This window comes from Pandoraea sp. NE5 (assembly GCF_024363545.1).
GTDB lineage: Bacteria > Pseudomonadota > Gammaproteobacteria > Burkholderiales > Burkholderiaceae > Pandoraea > Pandoraea cepalis.
Genome location: NZ_AP025517.1, coordinates 1,248,636 through 1,265,444 on the forward strand (window position 1 = coordinate 1,248,636; position 16,809 = coordinate 1,265,444).

13 protein-coding genes are annotated in these 16,809 nt (G+C 64.3%); 1 reads left to right on the forward strand and 12 read right to left on the reverse strand.

The window, feature by feature from the left end:
- Positions 1-44 precede the first annotated feature (44 nt).
- Both PanNE5_RS05865 and PanNE5_RS05870 read right to left on the reverse strand, forming a co-directional pair.
- On the reverse strand, positions 45-1,523 hold the full coding sequence (locus PanNE5_RS05865; protein ID WP_017235130.1) for a coniferyl aldehyde dehydrogenase: 1,479 nt from the start codon (positions 1,521-1,523) through the stop codon (positions 45-47).
- A 70-nt stretch (positions 1,524-1,593) separates the two neighbouring features.
- Entirely contained in the window at positions 1,594-3,258 is a 1,665-nt protein-coding gene (locus PanNE5_RS05870) for an isovaleryl-CoA dehydrogenase (RefSeq protein ID WP_261939402.1), read from the reverse strand.
- A 289-nt stretch (positions 3,259-3,547) separates the two neighbouring features.
- On the opposite strand from PanNE5_RS05870, the gene PanNE5_RS05875 reads away from it, so the two are divergent.
- Positions 3,548-5,227, forward strand: coding sequence for a GMC family oxidoreductase (locus PanNE5_RS05875; protein WP_017235132.1), 1,680 nt, complete (start codon positions 3,548-3,550; stop codon positions 5,225-5,227).
- Here the strand turns inward: PanNE5_RS05875 and PanNE5_RS05880 are convergent.
- The 10 genes from PanNE5_RS05880 to gatB all read right to left on the reverse strand — a co-directional run bounded on the left by PanNE5_RS05880 (position 5,198) and on the right by gatB (position 16,735).
- Complete coding sequence (locus tag PanNE5_RS05880) at positions 5,198-6,091, reverse strand: prepilin peptidase (protein WP_261939403.1); 894 nt, start codon at positions 6,089-6,091, stop codon at positions 5,198-5,200. The two genes, PanNE5_RS05875 and PanNE5_RS05880, sit on opposite strands and share 30 nt — an antisense overlap.
- Positions 6,091-7,089 (reverse strand): type II secretion system F family protein, encoded by a 999-nt coding sequence (locus tag PanNE5_RS05885; RefSeq protein WP_157211530.1) that lies wholly within the window; start codon positions 7,087-7,089, stop codon positions 6,091-6,093. Before PanNE5_RS05885 ends, PanNE5_RS05880 begins: the two co-directional genes overlap by 1 nt.
- A 135-nt stretch (positions 7,090-7,224) precedes the next feature.
- Positions 7,225-8,943 (reverse strand): GspE/PulE family protein, encoded by a 1,719-nt coding sequence (locus tag PanNE5_RS05890; RefSeq protein WP_017235135.1) that lies wholly within the window; start codon positions 8,941-8,943, stop codon positions 7,225-7,227.
- Complete coding sequence (locus PanNE5_RS05895; RefSeq protein ID WP_017235136.1) at positions 8,927-9,388, reverse strand: hypothetical protein; 462 nt, start codon at positions 9,386-9,388, stop codon at positions 8,927-8,929. The genes PanNE5_RS05890 and PanNE5_RS05895 overlap by 17 nt, the downstream gene beginning before the upstream one ends.
- Positions 9,378-10,742 carry a type 4b pilus protein PilO2 gene (pilO2, locus tag PanNE5_RS05900; RefSeq protein ID WP_261939404.1) on the reverse strand — a complete coding sequence of 455 codons (1,365 nt, stop codon included), beginning with the start codon at positions 10,740-10,742 and terminating at the stop codon, positions 9,378-9,380. The genes PanNE5_RS05895 and pilO2 overlap by 11 nt, the downstream gene beginning before the upstream one ends.
- A 1-nt stretch (position 10,743) precedes the next feature.
- Complete coding sequence (locus PanNE5_RS05905; protein WP_026132186.1) at positions 10,744-12,525, reverse strand: secretin N-terminal domain-containing protein; 1,782 nt, start codon at positions 12,523-12,525, stop codon at positions 10,744-10,746.
- 52 nt (positions 12,526-12,577) lie between these two features.
- On the reverse strand, positions 12,578-13,135 hold the full coding sequence (locus tag PanNE5_RS05910; protein WP_017235139.1) for a toxin co-regulated pilus biosynthesis Q family protein: 558 nt from the start codon (positions 13,133-13,135) through the stop codon (positions 12,578-12,580).
- Positions 13,136-13,190: 55 nt separating this feature from the next.
- A complete protein-coding gene (locus PanNE5_RS05915; RefSeq protein WP_017235140.1) occupies positions 13,191-13,838 on the reverse strand; it encodes a type 4 pilus major pilin in 648 nt (215 codons plus the stop codon).
- Between the two features lie 491 nt (positions 13,839-14,329).
- The gene (locus tag PanNE5_RS05920) at positions 14,330-15,136 is read right to left on the reverse strand and encodes a polyphosphate kinase 2 family protein (protein WP_017235141.1); all 807 of its coding nucleotides are present in this window, start codon (positions 15,134-15,136) and stop codon (positions 14,330-14,332) included.
- 126 nt (positions 15,137-15,262) lie between these two features.
- On the reverse strand, positions 15,263-16,735 hold the full coding sequence (gene gatB, locus PanNE5_RS05925; protein ID WP_017235142.1) for an Asp-tRNA(Asn)/Glu-tRNA(Gln) amidotransferase subunit GatB: 1,473 nt from the start codon (positions 16,733-16,735) through the stop codon (positions 15,263-15,265).
- Positions 16,736-16,809: the final 74 nt, after the last annotated feature.

Genomic DNA, 16,809 nt, shown 5'->3' on the forward strand with positions numbered 1-16,809 from the left:
TTGTTTTATCGCGACGTCGGATGCCCGACGTCAGAGCTCAGAGGTCAGCGCATCAATTGCCGGATCATCGTGGCGAATACCTTGCCATACGGCGGGTTGAGCAGGCCGGCGCCGTTCCAGCGCGCCTGCCGGAAGATCGGCTTCTCCTTGGAGAACGTCCGGAAGCCCGCCTCACCGTGGTACCCCCCCATGCCCGACGGCCCCACGCCACCGAACGGCAGCGCATGCTCCGCAACGTGCAGCAGCGTGTCGTTGATCGTCACGCCGCCGGAAATCGTGCCGTCGACGACACGGCCAATGCGCGTATTGTCGGTATCGAACACATACAGCGCGAGCGGACGCGCACGCTCATTGACATAGGCGATGGCGGCGTCCAGGTCATCGTAGGGCACCACCGGCAACAGCGGCCCGAAGATCTCCTCGCGCATCACGCGCATGCCGTCATGCACGCCAGTGAGCACCACGGGCGGCAGACGCCTGCGCGCCGCCTGCGCCGGGGTATCGAACAGCGCGTGCGACGTGGCGCCCTGCGCCGCCGCCTCGGCGGCAAGCCCGGACAACCGCTCGAAGTGCCGCGACGACACAATGCTCGTGTATTGCGGATTGTTCACGGCGTCGGGATACAGACGCGCCGCCACCTGCCGCGCCGTGGCAACGAAGGCGTCGAGCTTGTCGCGCGGCACGAGCACATAGTCGGGCGCCACACAGGTCTGACCCGCGTTGACCAGCTTGCCGAGCATGATGCGCTCCACCGCGTGCTCCCAGCGCGCGCCCGGCCCGATGATGGCCGGCGACTTGCCACCGAGTTCGAGCGTCACCGGCGTGAGGTGTTCGCTGGCCGCACGCATCACATGATGGCCGATCGACGTCGCGCCAGTGAACAGCAGATGGTCGAACGCCAGCGTCGAGAACGCCCTCGCGACCCGTGCATCGCCAGTCACGACCGTGACCCACTCCGGCGGGAACGTCTCGGCCACGGCGGCCGCAAACGCATCCGCGAAGCGCGGCGTGACCTCGGAGACCTTGATCATCACCCGATTGCCGGCGGCCAAGGCGTCGGTGAGCGGACCGACGGCCAGAAACAACGGGTAATTCCACGGCACGATCACACCGACGACGCCGAGCGGCTGCGGCACGACGGCGCGTCGCGCAGGCAGCATCCACAGGTTTGCCCAGCCGCGCGACCCGCGCATCCAGCGGCGCGTGTGCGCGAGCGCATGCTTCAGGTTGCCGTGCGACGGGAACAGTTCGAGCATGTCCGTTTCCTGCGCCGAGCGGCCGCCGAAATCCGCATCGATGGCGTTCGCGAACGTTTCACGATACTTGTGAAGCATCGCTTGCAGCGCTTTCAGGTGACGCTTGCGCGTCGGCCAATCGACTTGCGGCGCCGCGTCGTGTGCGCGGCGCATCGCGTCGAAGCGCGGCAATAGCGACGCGCGGGCGATGTCGTCGTCGGTCGAGGTATCCGGTGCCGACGACGGTGTCGCCTCATGCAACCCGTTCAATTCATGTTGGTATCCCATGCCTTCTCCTCCCTGAGGTCGCAGGTGGCCCCGTCGGTGCCGCCCAACGCCATCGATATATTGTTATCCGTTATGCGAGAAAAGCCCGGTCGAGCCAGGCACGTTGCACTGCCACCGCGAGCGTGTCCGGCATCACGCCGTACACCCGCCCGCCCGCGTTCGAGAATCGGCTCTCGATGAAGCCATGCGCCAACTCGGCCGGCGCGTGTTCGAGCAGCAATGCCGCCTGTGCCAGCAGTACCACCTGCTGTGCAATCGCACGCGCGCGGGTCGCGTGCGTTGCCTGATCGGCCGCCAGCCAACCGTGCAACTGCGCCAACGCCGCGCGCAGCGGCGCATGCGATCCCGTGCGCTCACCGATCCATCGGAACCAGTACTGTGCGACGTCAGGCTCGCGGCTCATGGCGCGCAGCACGTCGAGACACATCACGTTGCCCGAGCCTTCCCAGATCGAATTGACGGGCGCCTCGCGATACAGCCGCGCGAGCGGGCCGGTCTCGACGTAGCCGTTGCCGCCCCACACCTCCATGCACTCGCCCGCGAGTTCGAGCGCGCGCTTGCATACCCAGAACTTCGCGGCGGGCAACACGATGCGGCGCCACGCCCGCTCACACAGCGAATCGTTGTCGGACACGCCCGCGTCGAACGCCTGCGCCAGCCGCATCGCCAGCCACGTCGCCGCTTCCGACTCCAGCGCCAGATCCGCTAGCACCGTCGTCATCAGATCCTGATCGACAAGCTTCGCCCCGAACGCCGAGCGATGGCGCGCGTGATGAATCGCCTGCACGACACCCGCGCGCATCATTGCCGCGCTGCCGATCACGCAGTCGAGCCGCGTATACGTCGCCATCTCGATGATCGTGGGAATACCGCGCCCCGGCGCACCCACGCGTGTGCCATACGCGCCCTGCAACTCGACTTCACTGCTCGCGTTGGAGCGATTGCCGAGCTTGTCCTTGAGACGTTGCACTTGCACACCGTTCTTGCGCCCGTCCGGCGCGTAGCGCGGCACGAAGAAGCAGGACAACGCTTCGCTGTCGGCGTCGCGTGCGAGCACCAGATGCGCGTCGCACTGCGGCGCCGAGAAGAACCATTTGTGCCCGACGAGCGAGAACGTGCCGTCGCCGCAATCGGTGGCCGTGGTGGTGTTGGTGCGCACGTCGGAGCCGCCTTGCTTCTCCGTCATCCCCATGCCGATGAGAATGGCGTGCTTCTGCGCGAGCGGCACGTCGCGCGGGTCGTGCTGTGGCGCGAGCAACTTGTCCTTGATCGACGCGAAGGCCGTGGGCTCCTTGGCGAGCACCGGAATGCTCGCGAACGTCATGGTCGTAGGGCACAACGCACCGGCCTCGTTCTGCGCGTGCAGGAAATACGCCGCCGTGCGCGCCGTCATCGCGCCGTCGCGCGGATGCGCCCACGGCAATGACTGCAGTTCGGCCCCCCGCAACAAACCCATGAGCGCATGCCACGCCGGATGAAACTCGACGCGATCGATGCGATTGCCTTGCGAATCGAACGATTGCAGTTCCGGCGCGTGACGATTGGCCGCCTCCGCCCACGCCTGCACCTCGGCTTCGCCCAGGCGAGCGCCCTGACGGTAAAGCGTTGTCGCATGCCACCCCGCGCCGAAGGCCGCCACTGCGGCTTGCAACGCGGCGTCGGTGGCGTAAAGGTTGTAGTCCGTAAGCGGCGGCACCTGATTGGTGACGTCGTGGGTCTGCCAGGCTTGCGTCATCCGTGTCTCCGTATGCCCAATTGCCGTATGTGACGGTCACGCCATGGGGATCCTTTCATCATAGCGGCTAGGTCCGCGCGCTCCCATAAATTAGAGGATTGCTTCACATCCCCCCCGAGCGCAGGGATTGTCTGCTTACAATGAGTGCCGCTCCGAGGCGTCGCCCATGCGGCGGCACCGCGCGCAGCGAGACACGAGACAATCGCGCTCAGAACGACAAGCAAAAAGCAGCGAACAAAACGTCAAAAAAAGCGGTAGATGCAGTGCCCATCCAAGGGAGGATGACAGCATGGACTACGACTACATCATTGTCGGCGGCGGCTCGGCCGGTTGTGCGTTGGCGGCGCGATTGGCCGACGGTGCGCCGGGCAGCACGATCGCGCTGATCGAAGCGGGTCCGCCCGACAACAGCTTTCTCGTACGGCTGCCGCTCGGTCTCGCCGCATTGGTGCCGTTCCGATCGCGGCGCAACTATGGCTATCGCACAACGCCGCAGGCGGGGCTGGCCGGACGTCAGGGCTATCAGCCGCGCGGACGCGGCCTAGGTGGCTCGAGTTCGATCAACGCGATGATCTACACGCGCGGTCACCCGGACGATTACAACGCGTGGGCGCAGGCCGGCTGCACCGGCTGGGGATGGGACGACGTGCTGCCGTACTTCCGTCGCAACGAGAACAATGAACGCGGTGCGGATGCCTGGCACGGTACCGGCGGCCCGCTCAACGTTGCCGATCTGCGCACGGTCAATCCGTTCTCGCAACACTATGTCGACGCGGCGCGCGAAGCCGGGTATCCCGTGAGCGACGACTTCAACGGTCCGCACTACGAAGGCGCGGGCATCTATCAGGTGACCCAAAAAGACGGGCAGCGCTGGAACGCCGCGCGCGCCTATCTGCAAGGAAAATCACGCGCAAATCTTCATGTCATCACCGATGCGCTGGTGCAGCGCGTTGTCTTCGATGGCAAGCGCGCGACCGGCGTCAAAGTGCAACGGCGCGGCGCGCTGGAGACGCTGCGCGCACGCGCTGAAGTCGTGCTGAGCGCCGGAGCGTTCAATTCGCCGCAGTTGCTGATGTGCTCCGGAATCGGCCCTGCCGAACACTTGCGCTCGCATGGCGTGGAGGTGCACGTCGATGCCCCGGGTGTCGGAGAGAACCTGCAGGATCACATCGACTTCATCATCAACAAGTACGTGGCGCATCGCGATCTGGTCGGCTACACGCCCGCGGGATTGTGGCATCTGCTCACGCAAGGGCTGGACTATCTTCGCGAGCGGCGCGGCCTGTTCGCCAGCAACGTGGCCGAAGCCGGTGGCTTCCTCAAGAGCGATCCGTCACTGGCGTGCCCCGATTTGCAAATGCACTTCCTCGTGGGCATCTGCGACGACCATAATCGTCGGCTACATCTGCGGCGTGGCCTGTCGTTGCATGCCTGCGTACTGCGTCCGAAAAGCCGCGGACGCGTGACGCTTGCCAGCGCCGACATGCGCGACGCGCCGCGGATCGACCCGGCCTTTCTGCAAGCGCAGGAGGACGTCGACACGTTGCTGCGCGGGGTGCGCGTGATTCGTCGGATTCTCGCAGCGCCGTCGCTCGCGCGGTTCGGCGGCGAGGAGCTGCACAGCCGGGGCATCGAGTCGGACGAAGCGCTCACCGCGCTGATACGTGCGCGCGCCGACACCATCTACCACCCGGTCGGCACCTGCCGCATGGGCAGCGATGCGGCGTCGGTCGTCGATCCGGAACTGAGGGTTCGCGGCGTGGAAGGTTTGCGCGTGGTCGATGCGTCGATCATGCCCACGCTCATCGGCGGCAACACCAACGCCCCGTCGATGATGATCGGCGAAAAGGCCGCGGACCTGATGTTGTCCGGCGCGGGTCGATTGACGCAGCGCGTTGGATCGACATCCGTCGACACCGCGCCGCACGCACCAGCGACGTTAGCCGCCCGGGCGCAGCCACAGATCTAAGAAAGGCTCGCCCCACAGCCGGCTCGCCACCGCGCCCAAGCATAGCCAGGGACCAAACGGCAGCGGCTCGCGCAACGCGCGGCCGCGCCACACGCCGAGGCCCGCAAAAGCGAGCGTGGCCGCCACCGCGCCGAAGGCCAGCATCAGCGGCGTGCCGATCCACCCCAGCCATGCCCCACACGCGGCGACGAGCTTGGCGTCGCCGCCGCCCAGTCCGTCGACACCGGTCAGCGCCCGGTACGCGCCCGCCATCGCCGCCATGACGCCATATCCCAACGCAGCGCCAAGCACGGCTTCGTCGATGGGCAATGTCAGGCCCGCGACGCTGCCCAGCAAGCCCGCCCACAGTAGCGGCAACGTGAGCGCATCGGGCAACAACCGCGTATCAATGTCGATCAGCGCGAGCGCCAGCAGTGCCGCGCCGAAGCCGCACCATGCGAGCATCGCGAGGTACTGCATCGAAGGGACGAACGCCCACGCGAGCGTTGCGAACATGATCCCTACGGCTAGTTCGACAAGCGGATAGCGCAGGGAAATCGCCGCGCGGCAATTTGCGCAGCGGCCGCGCAGGAGGACAAAGCCTAGCACCGGGACATTGTGACGCGCCGCGATGCGCGTCTCGCAATGCGGGCAGTGCGATGGCGGCCAGGCGAGGTTGAAGGCGGGCACGACCGGCGGCGCCTCGCCCGCCCACGACGCCGCGTCGTATGCCCATTGCCGCTCCAGCATGCGCGGCAGGCGGCAGACGACCACGTTCAGGAAGCTGCCCACCAGCAGCCCCAGCGTCGCCATCGCGGCCACCACGGCTTCGCGCGGCAGCGCCCGGAAGGCGTCTCCAACGTTATCGATGAGCAACGCCATCATCAGAACATCGACTCCGCGTACTCACCCGCCGCGTGACCGATCTGCAACATGCCGCCCACGGTGAAGATGATCGTCAGCCCGACCAACGCCATCAGCACCGAGCGTAGCGCGGCAGATCGCGCCTTGACGCGCTCCGCGACTTCCTCGATGGTCATCAGGCCGATCTTGCGAATGCCGGCATCGAAGTTGGTGCGTCCCGAGTATTCGACCAGACGATCGAAGACTTCCTCGTTGAAGATGCCGGTATCCATCGCCTTGACCATGCTTCGCTCGCTCTTGAGCGACGCCCGCATGCGCAGCAAATGCGAGCGCATCCAGGGCGAGGCGCCCGCGAGCATGAGTGACACGGCGTCGAACACCGACGTCTTTGCGCCGGTCAGCGCGGCCAGTGACACCAGAAACTCCCCGGCGCGCACGTCGCGATACACGGCATAGGGGCCGAAGTTCTCGACGCGCTGCCGCATCGGCCCCGTCCATCGGCTCAGCGACAGCAAGACCGCCACCACGATCACGACCGGCACGCCATAGAGCAGTGGCCACCAGTTCGCCACGAACCCGGACACGATATACAGCCCCGCGCCCACGAGGGGAAACATCTCCGGCGGCATGATCTCGGTCATGATCGGCATCATGCCGTAGGCCACGCCCAACTGGATCGCGGCGAGCAGCACCGACATGAAGATCGGCAGCACAACGGCCCCGGCGATCGCCGCGCGCGTTTGCTGCTGCAAGGTAACCACCCGCGCCAGAAAGCGCAGCGTGCCGGCCAGGTCGCCCTTCTCGCCGGCCGAAATCACGATCAGATCTTCGTCGGGGATCGTGCCCTGCCACGACTTTCGCAGGTTCTTCGAGCTGGCGCGATCGCGCCATATCGCATAGAGGGGCGCCATCGGACTGCGCCGCTCCTTGGCGCGTGCATACCGACGCGAGAATAGCTCGAACGGATTGGCACCGTCCTCGATAGCGTCGGCAAAGTCGCTGTAGAACTTCGCTCGCATTTTGCGAAAGTGACGTTTCGCGCGACTCAGGCCCGGGTAAGAATCACGCGCGGGAGATAGCTTGGCAAGCAGACGATTGACGGCTTCTAGCATAGGAAATTGGGCGACGTTTCAAACAAGTTTCGTGAGGACGACTTACACACTCGAGAGTCGGCGCGGGGGTTGGGGCGATGTGGAGCCCCCTTTCCATATCTGGAATTTCTTGAGCTTGTAGAACGAGGCTTCGATGTCATGCGGATCGACGCGACCCTGCGCCATCTTGTAGATCGCATGCTCCATCGCCGATTTTCCGTGCATGACAGGGCTCGTGAGATCGCCATCGTGGTACGTACGCCAGTGGCGCTGCGCCTCCCAGAATTTCGACTGTCGCAGCAGTTCGAGCAACTCCTCGGTCACCTCGCACACCTCGGCCACGACCGTCTGCCCCGCCGTACCCCGTTCCTTGCAGTGCCCGCACCCCGGCCCCGCCACGCACACGCGCGCCGTGTCGATACCGAGACTACCGATCACGCCCAGCGTCATCTCGTCGAGCTTGCCGACGGCCGGCAACTTGCAGTGATCGCACAACACCGGGATCAGTTTTTGATACACCATCGCGGTGAGAAAGTTGGGCGACGTCACGGCCGAGACTGGCATGCCGATCTCGTCGCTGATCAGGCGCGGAATGATGCCGAAGGCGCTCGACGCGTGCACGGTCGAGAGTACCTGGTGGCCCGTCTCGGTCATCGATTTCGCGAAAGACCCGGTTTCGACATCGCGGATCTCGCCAGGCATGAGCTTGTCCGGGTCGCCGCGCAACAGCACCTTGGCTGCCGCACCGAAGGCCGATTCGCCGTGACCGTCTTCGGCACGCCGTTGAATCGGGATCTGCGTCACATGCGGCTGGATGTATTCGACCGGATCTTCGATGGAGAAGAATTTCTTACCGGCGTCGCGCTCGTACATCATCATGGTGCGCAGCGTCGTCGACTTTCCCGAGCCCGTCTCGCCGGCGATGATCGTCAATCCGGGGCTGCGATACACCGCGTTCTCCAGCACTTCGATCTGATCCTCGGAGTACCCGAGTTCAGCGAGCGTCATGACATCGTCGTCGACGGCCTCGTTCACAAGCAAACGCAGCACCACGTCGACGCCACGATTCTCCTTGATGCTCTGCAAGCGCAGTTGGTACTTGCGATTGCGCAGGTTCAGCGGAATGGAGCAACTCTGGTGCTGGGCTTCATCGAAGTGATTGTGGCTTCGGCTGCTGGGGTCGGCGCGCGAGTTGTAGGCCGCCGAAACGGCATCGAGCATGGCATGGTAGTCGCGCGAAAGGCGATCCAGCTCGCCGGTCGCACGAAGCTTGCCGTGGATGCGCATGCGCACGCGCACATGCCGGCCCTCGCGAAACTCGAAATGAATATCGGAGGCACGCGCATCGATCGCCCGCTCGATGATCAGATCGAAGTTTCGATAGGCGCCCGTGCGCTGCTCCTCGGCTCGGGCACCCGTTTCGCTATGCTGCTGGAGGCGCGACTGCATGAGCAGAATCTCTTCGGTCGTGCCCACGTAGACACCCTCGAGATCGAGCCGATGCGTCGCGCGTACTGCCTGTTCGAACCGCGCGAGCAGATCGGACCCCTGCATGCGAACGAACGTCGTGTGTTCGAGCAGCACCAGGAACAGGCGCGGCTTGATGGCCACGAGCACCAGCGATCCGTTCTCGGCGCCGGCCAGGGTAATGCCGAGATCCTGACGCCAGCCCTGCGTCTGGATATCTTCGATGCGAAGGTCGGCAATCGGCCGCGCCACCGCGCCGCCGCGTCCATTGACGCGCGAAAATGCCGCCTGGAAGCGGTCAGAAATCGTCGCCATTGCGCCGCCCTGGTGACCCCTGCCTTGCACTGCCCGCCTGCGTCGCGCCCATCGCATTGGGTAACAACAGGCGACGTGGCTTGCCGCCTCGCGCCACGTCGACGTAGTCGCTGCCGATCTTCACCACTCGCCAGTCGCCAAACCGGTCGCCGTCACTCACGCTGTAGCCAAAACGACCGTCAACGCGCAGATAGGCCACCGTGGTGTCGTCAACGCCGTGAATGAACAGCAGCTCTGGCGCTACGTCGGGCGTCGCGCCCGTGACGGGCTGAGGCTCGCCCCCCGCCGCCGCGCTCTGGGCGGCCGTGGCTTCCTGCGACGACTTGAGATGCGCACGCGCAAAGGTGTCGATCGTCTCGGCGGCACGCACAGGCGTGATCGCCATCGGCAACGAGAGCATCGCGGTCATCGCGAACCCTGCGGTGAGGCGAAGCTTAGTGGACATAGTAGGTTCCTTGAGCGGAGAAGACCGGTTTGGTGTCGTCGATCACAATCGTCAACTCGCGCAACGACATGTTGCCCGCGCGCATCATCAAACCGGCCACGGAGTCGACAAAGGCCAGGTGCCCGGCCATCTTCCATTCGCCCTTGGCGATCGGCGGCGGCACATCACTGCGCCCCGCCGCCCCCGGTGGGGCATTGACGAGCGGTTTGGGCATGGACAGCGAAATGTCCATGCCGTAGTCGCCGAGCGATTGCAGACGGGCGCCTGCCGTGCGCAGGAACTGCGTGCGCGGCACGGGCGTCACGCGCGCATCGCCATCGTCGCCATCGTCGCTAACGTCTTCGTCGTCGGCGAGCGCTGTGGCGGCATTCGCGGCCGACGCCGTCGTAGCCGGCTTCGACACAGGTACGAGGGTATCGGGCGGCGTCATCATTTCCGTTGCATTGTCGAGATCGACGATTTGCGCGTTCGGGCGCTGGGAGAGAAGCAGATCGAACGTGCCACCCTCCTGGCGACGCCACTGGATCTCGCAGGCATGGGTGTTGCACGCGATGGCTGCGGGACGCCATCCGCCAGCACTCGCCGGCAATGACTGAATCGCGTATTGCAAGCGCCTGACATACGACGCCCCGGCCGAGAACGGCTCCGCGGCGATCGCCCGCGCAAGTGCCTGCTTGTAGGCGTCGATCGGATCGACCTGATTGGCCGCCGCAAGCTTCGCCTGCTGCATGTCGTCATACCAGGACCATCCCCACCAACCGGCGCCACCGACGAGACAGAGCGTCGCGAACGAGAGGGCCGCGATCTTCAGTTGCCGCGCCGGCAGAGGCTTGCGCACCTCCCGCAGCCGCGCATCCTGCGGGACATCCCCATGCATTTGCTTCGCGATGTCGTCCAGCGTGAGCGCCACGTCAGCACCGCCGCAACTCAAGGGGGCGATACCGGCAATCGTGATCTTGCCCTCGATCTCCGCGGCCCATTGCTCCAGCCTCGCGGCAACTTCAGCGGCGGGCATCACCAGATCCAGTTCCGGACGGCGATCGCGCAACGTAATGAAGAGCGTTGCCGAGGCATTGTCGGGATCGGGATGCAGGAACGCGACGTTTGGCGCATCGACCATGGCGCCGAGCACCGCGCCGAGTGCATATCGCTCCGGCACGCTTTGCCCTGTGATGGCGGGATCCATCGCAAACAATCCTACGGTACGCGTACCTGCGCCGTCATCCGCCACGGCGAAGTGCGACGCATCGCGGCTCCTGGCGAGACCCCGGATCTCCGTGGGCTCTTTTTGCAGGCCGAGCAATGTCTCCCACTGCGCACCGACAACGAGCTGGTTGGTCAATATGCGCGTCATGTCACACGCCCTCGGTCAGTTCCGGCGAAATCAGGATGACGACTTCCTTGACCTGCTGACGCGCCTCCTTCGTGCCGCCTTCGTAATTGAAGATGCCGTCGCGGTCGGTCGAATCGTCTGTGCGACGGAAGCCGCTGAGTACCAGCGTATCGCCCGACTTGAGCGACGCCCGCTGCATGGTCTGGATCGATGCCGTGATCGGCAACTGCATGAACGAGCCCACGCCGAGACCGTCATCGCCGCTCGAGCGTCCGTTCGCTCTGCCGCCGACCCCCACCTTGACGCCATCGGATCCAATTTCCGCGGTGACATCCGAACCGCCGTCGCTGACGCCCGCATTGCTGCCGCTGGGCGCCTCCTTACCCGTGCGCAAATTGATCTTGTCGAGCTTCCTGAGGTCGGACATGTCGATCTGCACCTGCAACATCACGCTTCGGTTGTCCATGAGCGTGGGCAACAGGTTCATCACGAAACCGGTGGTCAGCACGGACTGCTCGGCGGTCACGACCGCCTGTCCACCGTAGTTACCGGGCGACATTTTTGTTTGCGCGACAAAGCCCTGATTCTGGGTGACGGCAACCGGCGCCGGCTGGTTGTTCAGCGTGACGACCGTGGTGTCGATCACCGTGCTCACGCGCCCCTGTTGACTGAGCGCGCGGATAAACGCGTTGGAGCCCTTGAATCGCCCGCTGTCGAGTGTTCTGAGCTGCATACCGCCTTTGCGCGACATCAGCGATCCGCCGGCGGCGGGACCGGCCAGCCCCAGCGTAATGCCGCTCGCGGCCTGGTACACCAGGTCCCAGTCGACGCCGACGGCCGAATTTTCTTCCAGCGAGACGGAATACACCTGCACGCGCAACTTGACCTGACGGCCGAGCACCGCGTTCTCGGATTCGATATAACTCGCTACGCGTTCAACGACGTCGGCCGTGTCGCTCACGACCAGCGAACTCGTCACGACCGAGGGCGTGACACGTCCGCCCTCGGAGAGCATGTCCGTGACTGTCTTGACGAGATCCGACCAGTAATCGAGTTCGGACTCCACGCTCACGTTGGCGTCAGCGTTGAAGCTCAGGTCGACGCCGCCCGCCGAGCCGCTCGCCCCGCCACCGCCGGAGGCGCCGCGATTGGCCTGCATTTGCGAAGCCTTGCCCACGGACGCCCGATACGACGAGCTGCCGGGCATCATCTTGATCTGGAAGGTTCGTGTGACATACCTCGCGAAGTGAACGACACCGTCACGATAGGTCCAGTGCGTCCCGGTTCGATTGGCGATGGTGTCCAGCAAACCCGACAGCGTGCCGGAGAATTGCAACGGCACCGTCGGCTCGCCGGTCTCGGCACAGTTGAGTTGGAAGAGGTTCGTCGGACTGCCGCCGCCGTTACCCCCGCGACTCGGCCCGCGGGCACCAGGTGCGCCACCGCCCCCGGTGCCCGCGGCGCACGACACGTCCGAGGCCATGCGGATCGTCAGGCCATTGCCCCGGGCCACCTGTGCCAGCACGACCGACATCGGAAGCGGCGCACCGGTCGCAAAGCGTACGTTGCGCTTGAAGAAGTCCGGCAACGCGACCGACGCGTTGATCGGGACGGAGCGCTTCGCCAGCCACGCCCCCTCGACGTGTTCAATGGCGCGAATCGGGGCTGCCGAATGCGCGTCGAACGCCGATCGCGCGCTCGTTTGCGCTTGCGAGACGTTGGCATCGGTCTTGGAGAGCATGCCGGGCGTACCGCACGCCGTCAGGAACAGGGTGGCGCACAACACGCCTAGTCGCTTACTCATGGATTGCCGCTTCCGTGATGATGGCTGCGCCGGGGGGGGTGCGCTGCGCTTGTTATTGAGTGGCGTGAACGACGCGCAGCACCCGGTTGGCCTCGTGGACCTTCACGCGAATGGGGGCGTCGGTGTTCTGCAACGAGACCACGACCTGCTCGACGATGCCGAGGAAGTCGCCCGTGAACGTTGCCGGATACTCGATGGGGAAGTCGCGGTCGATTTCCCAGGCGAGTTGCCAGCCGTGCGCCTCCAGGTAGCGCGCAAGCGCCACGGAGACACGGCCGTCGCCCGGCGACATCAGCAGTTCGAGAAGCTCGCGGACTTCGACCTGTGCCGCCAGCGGCTCGGGCGATGCCGCGGCCTGCGAAGCCGCGTCTGGCGTCGAGTCCACATCCGGCGGCGCATCGTTCGGCGGTGCCATGTCCAGCGCGCTCGCGAACGAACGTTGCGACGATGCGCCTGCCGCCGCATCGCCCGACATCAACGGCTGATGGCTGGCGAACGCGATCGGCAGATCGGCAGATCGATGCGCCCCATCGGAAGTCTCGAAAGCGAAAGCCGTACTCGACCATACAGCTGACGCGACAGCAGCGGTCAGCACTATTTTGATGTGCATGGTTTCCTCACGTCGAATTCAATGCCGAAATGCTGGATGGGGTTCGACCATGGGATCAGGAGCCGCTGATGGTGAAATCGAGCTTGGCCTTGGTAAGATCGTTCTTCTCGTCCGCGTTAGTGCCGCCAGAATTCGACGACTTGCAAGCCTCCGCCAACTTGCCCATCTGGAAGCTTGTTTTCAGATTTTTAAGCGTCGTGCCGTTCACAGATATCGTCGCGAAGTTCGAATGCAACGTCGTCATGAATTTTTGACATTGGTCGCTGGGAACATCCTCCGACGTAACCTGAACCCCGAAATTCGGACCATCGTTGATAGCGGCAGTGATAGGTGCCATCTTCATGGTCCCGCCGAACCGGTTCAAGTATTCACCATCAACGTTACCCGGCGACGGCGTCATCGCCCCGAACAGCCCCATATTGTCCATATCCTTCGGGGTCGTCTTGGCGGTCAACTGCCCCGACAGCACGGCGTTCTGCACCGACACCACCGCCATCTGCCAGTCCTTGATCTCCTGGTTCACCCGGACCGAATTCATCAGCCTGGGCACACCCACCATCGCGCCGGCCATGATCAGCCCCATAACCGCCACGGCGACGGACAACTCCACCAGCGTCACACCGCGCTGACGGCGCTTGCTCCACCGGCCAACCATGTTGTTCTTCATTTGCACGAGTGCGCCCTCGTTCACTTGCATGTCCATACCCCTCTTCCTGAGCAAATCGATTGGAAAAGCCGCGCGCCTTTGCGGTGACATCCGTGCGCTGCGACAGGGGCGATTTATGCCTGAACACCCGGCACCGCGTTATCGCGTGTTATCCGAATTTTTCGCAAAATGACAATTCCGGGGGGCAGGAAAGCACCCATCTGCGTGCCAATTTCGATAAGTCGCTGTCTATCGCCAAACGGCGAACAAGCGTCCTGAAGGAAGTTCAGCGCAAGGAGGGGCAAGGATCGACGCGAACGAGTGTTGCGTCAGGGGTCGTCGTGGCCGTCAGAATCGGCCCAACCGCAGCAAGAGTATTCCCAACGTCGCGTGCCGACGTCATCATTCAGCGGTTTCACAAGGCGCGTGGCGCGCCTGCGTACGCAGATCGGGACGGTGACGCAACGCGCCGTGGAAGACCGGACGCACAGCGGATTTGCGCCGCCCGCCGCCGAAAACGCGACGCCGGTCGCGTCAGCGCACCGCAGTCATTCCACCTTCATGCCCGCGAGTTCCGGTCGTGCGGGCGGGTAGGACAGATTCAGGTCGGTCAGCGCCTGCACCAGCAACTCAGCCACCATCAGGTTGCGGTGACGTTTCGAGTCGGACGGCACGACGTACCACGGCGCGTGTTCCGTCGACGTGGCCGATAGCGCCGCCTCGTAAGCCTTGGTGTAATGCGGCCAGAAGCTGCGTTCCTTCAGATCGTTCAGTTCGAACTTCCAGTGCTTGTTCGGATCGTCGATGCGCTCCTGCAAGCGCTTGCGCTGCTCGTCGGACGAGATATACAGGAAGCACTTGACGATGCGCGTGTGGTTGTCAGCCAGCAGACGCTCGAAGTTGTTGATGTGCGCGTAGCGTCGCTTGCACTCGTCGGCGTCGATCCAGTCGTGCACGCGCGTGATGAGCACGTCTTCGTAATGGCTGCGATTGAAGATCACCAACTCGCCCGCCCCCGGCACGACGCTATGGACACGCCACAGAAAGTCGCGCGCCAGTTCCGTGGGCGTGGGCGACTTGAAATTCGCCACGCGAATGCCGAGCGGATCGACGTTCTGGAACACCGCGCGGATGGTGCTGTCCTTGCCGCTGGTGTCCATGCCCTGCAACACGAGCAGGACACGTTGCCGGCTGTTGGCGTGCAGAAGCGTCTGCAACTCGTCGAGCTTGAGCGCCAGCTCGGCCATGCGCGCCTTGTCGTCGCCCTTGCTCTCGCCGGTAAATGGCGTATCGGCCGGATCGTAATCCGACAGGTCGAGCTTCTTGCCGAGCGGTACGCGGTATTTCTCGAACATCGCCAACTCCTCGTGACAGGCCTGCGGGCTAGTATCTCGCAAAAACAAAAGCGCGGCGCCGAACCGGCCACCGCGCTTTTTGCCTGAGGGATTCTCGTCGCCGCGTTGGCGCCGGGTTCTCCCGCGTCAGGCCCCGAGCTTCTTCTTGAGCAACTCGTTGACCTGGGCCGGATTGGCCTTGCCCTTGGTGGCCTTCATCGCCTGGCCGACCAAGGCGTTGAATGCCTTCTCCTTGCCCGCGCGGAACTCTTCGACGGACTTGGCGTTGGCGGCCAGCACCTCGTCGATGATCTTCTCGATCGCACCCGTGTCGGTGATCTGCTTCAGCCCCTTCGCTTCGATGAGGCGATCCGCCGCGCCCTCATCGGTGGCGCGCTCCTCCCACATCAACTGGAAGACCTCCTTGGCGATCTTGTTGGAGATCGTGTTGTCGGCGATGCGAGCGAGCAGACCCGCGAGCTGCGCGCTCGAGACCGGGCTTTGCTCGATGCCGATGTCTTCACGGTTCAGCAGGGACGACAGCTCGCCCATGATCCAGTTCGCGGCCGGCTTGGCACTCGCCTTGCCCGCCTTCGCGACCACGGCTTCGAAGTATGACGCTTGGGCTTTCGATTGGGTGAGCACAGCGGCGTCGTAGTCGGACAAGCCGTACGACTCGACGAAGCGCGCCTGCATGCCGGCGGGCAGCTCGGGCAACCCGGCGCGCACGCGCTCGATCCATGCGTTATCGATCACGAGCGGCAGCAGATCCGGATCCGGGAAGTAGCGATAGTCGTGCGCGTCTTCCTTGCTGCGCATCGAACGCGTTTCCTTCTTGTCCGGATCGTACAGACGCGTTTCCTGCACCACCGTGCCGCCGTCTTCGATCAACTCGATCTGACGGCGCACTTCGTACTGAATCGCCTCTTCGAGAAAGCGGAACGAGTTCAGGTTCTTGATTTCGGCACGCGTGCCGAATGCCTGCTGACCGACCGGACGCACAGAGACGTTGGCGTCGCAGCGGAAAGAGCCTTCCTGCATGTTGCCATCGCAAATACCGAGCCACACCACGAGTCCGTGCAACGCTTTCGCGTACGCCACGGCTTCGGCCGCGCTGCGCATGTCGGGCTCGGTCACAATTTCGAGCAACGGCGTGCCGGCGCGGTTCAGGTCGATGCCGGTCATGCCGGCGAAGTCTTCGTGCAGCGACTTGCCCGCGTCTTCCTCAAGGTGCGCACGCGTGAGCGTCACGACTTTTTCATAGGCTTCGCGACCGGTGCGTGCATCCGCCTCGACCTGAATCTTCAACGAGCCGCCCTGCACCACCGGAATTTCATACTGGCTGATCTGATAGCCCTTCGGCAGGTCGGGGTAGAAGTAATTCTTGCGCGCGAAGATGCTGCGCGGCGCAATCGTCGCCCCAATGGCCAGGCCGAATTCGATCGCGCGCTCGACAGCCCCGCGATTGAGCACCGGCAACACGCCCGGCAGCGCCAGATCCACGGGGCAGGCCTGCGTGTTGGGGGCCGCGCCGAACTGCGTCGATGCGCCCGAGAAAATCTTGGAAGCGGTGGAGAGCTGTGTGTGCGTCTCCAGACCAATAACGACTTCCCATTGCATAAGGTTCACCCTGTCTCAACTTGTCGGCATGGCGCGTTCGCCCTGCCCTTGCCGCCGGTCGTCGCCGCGACGGT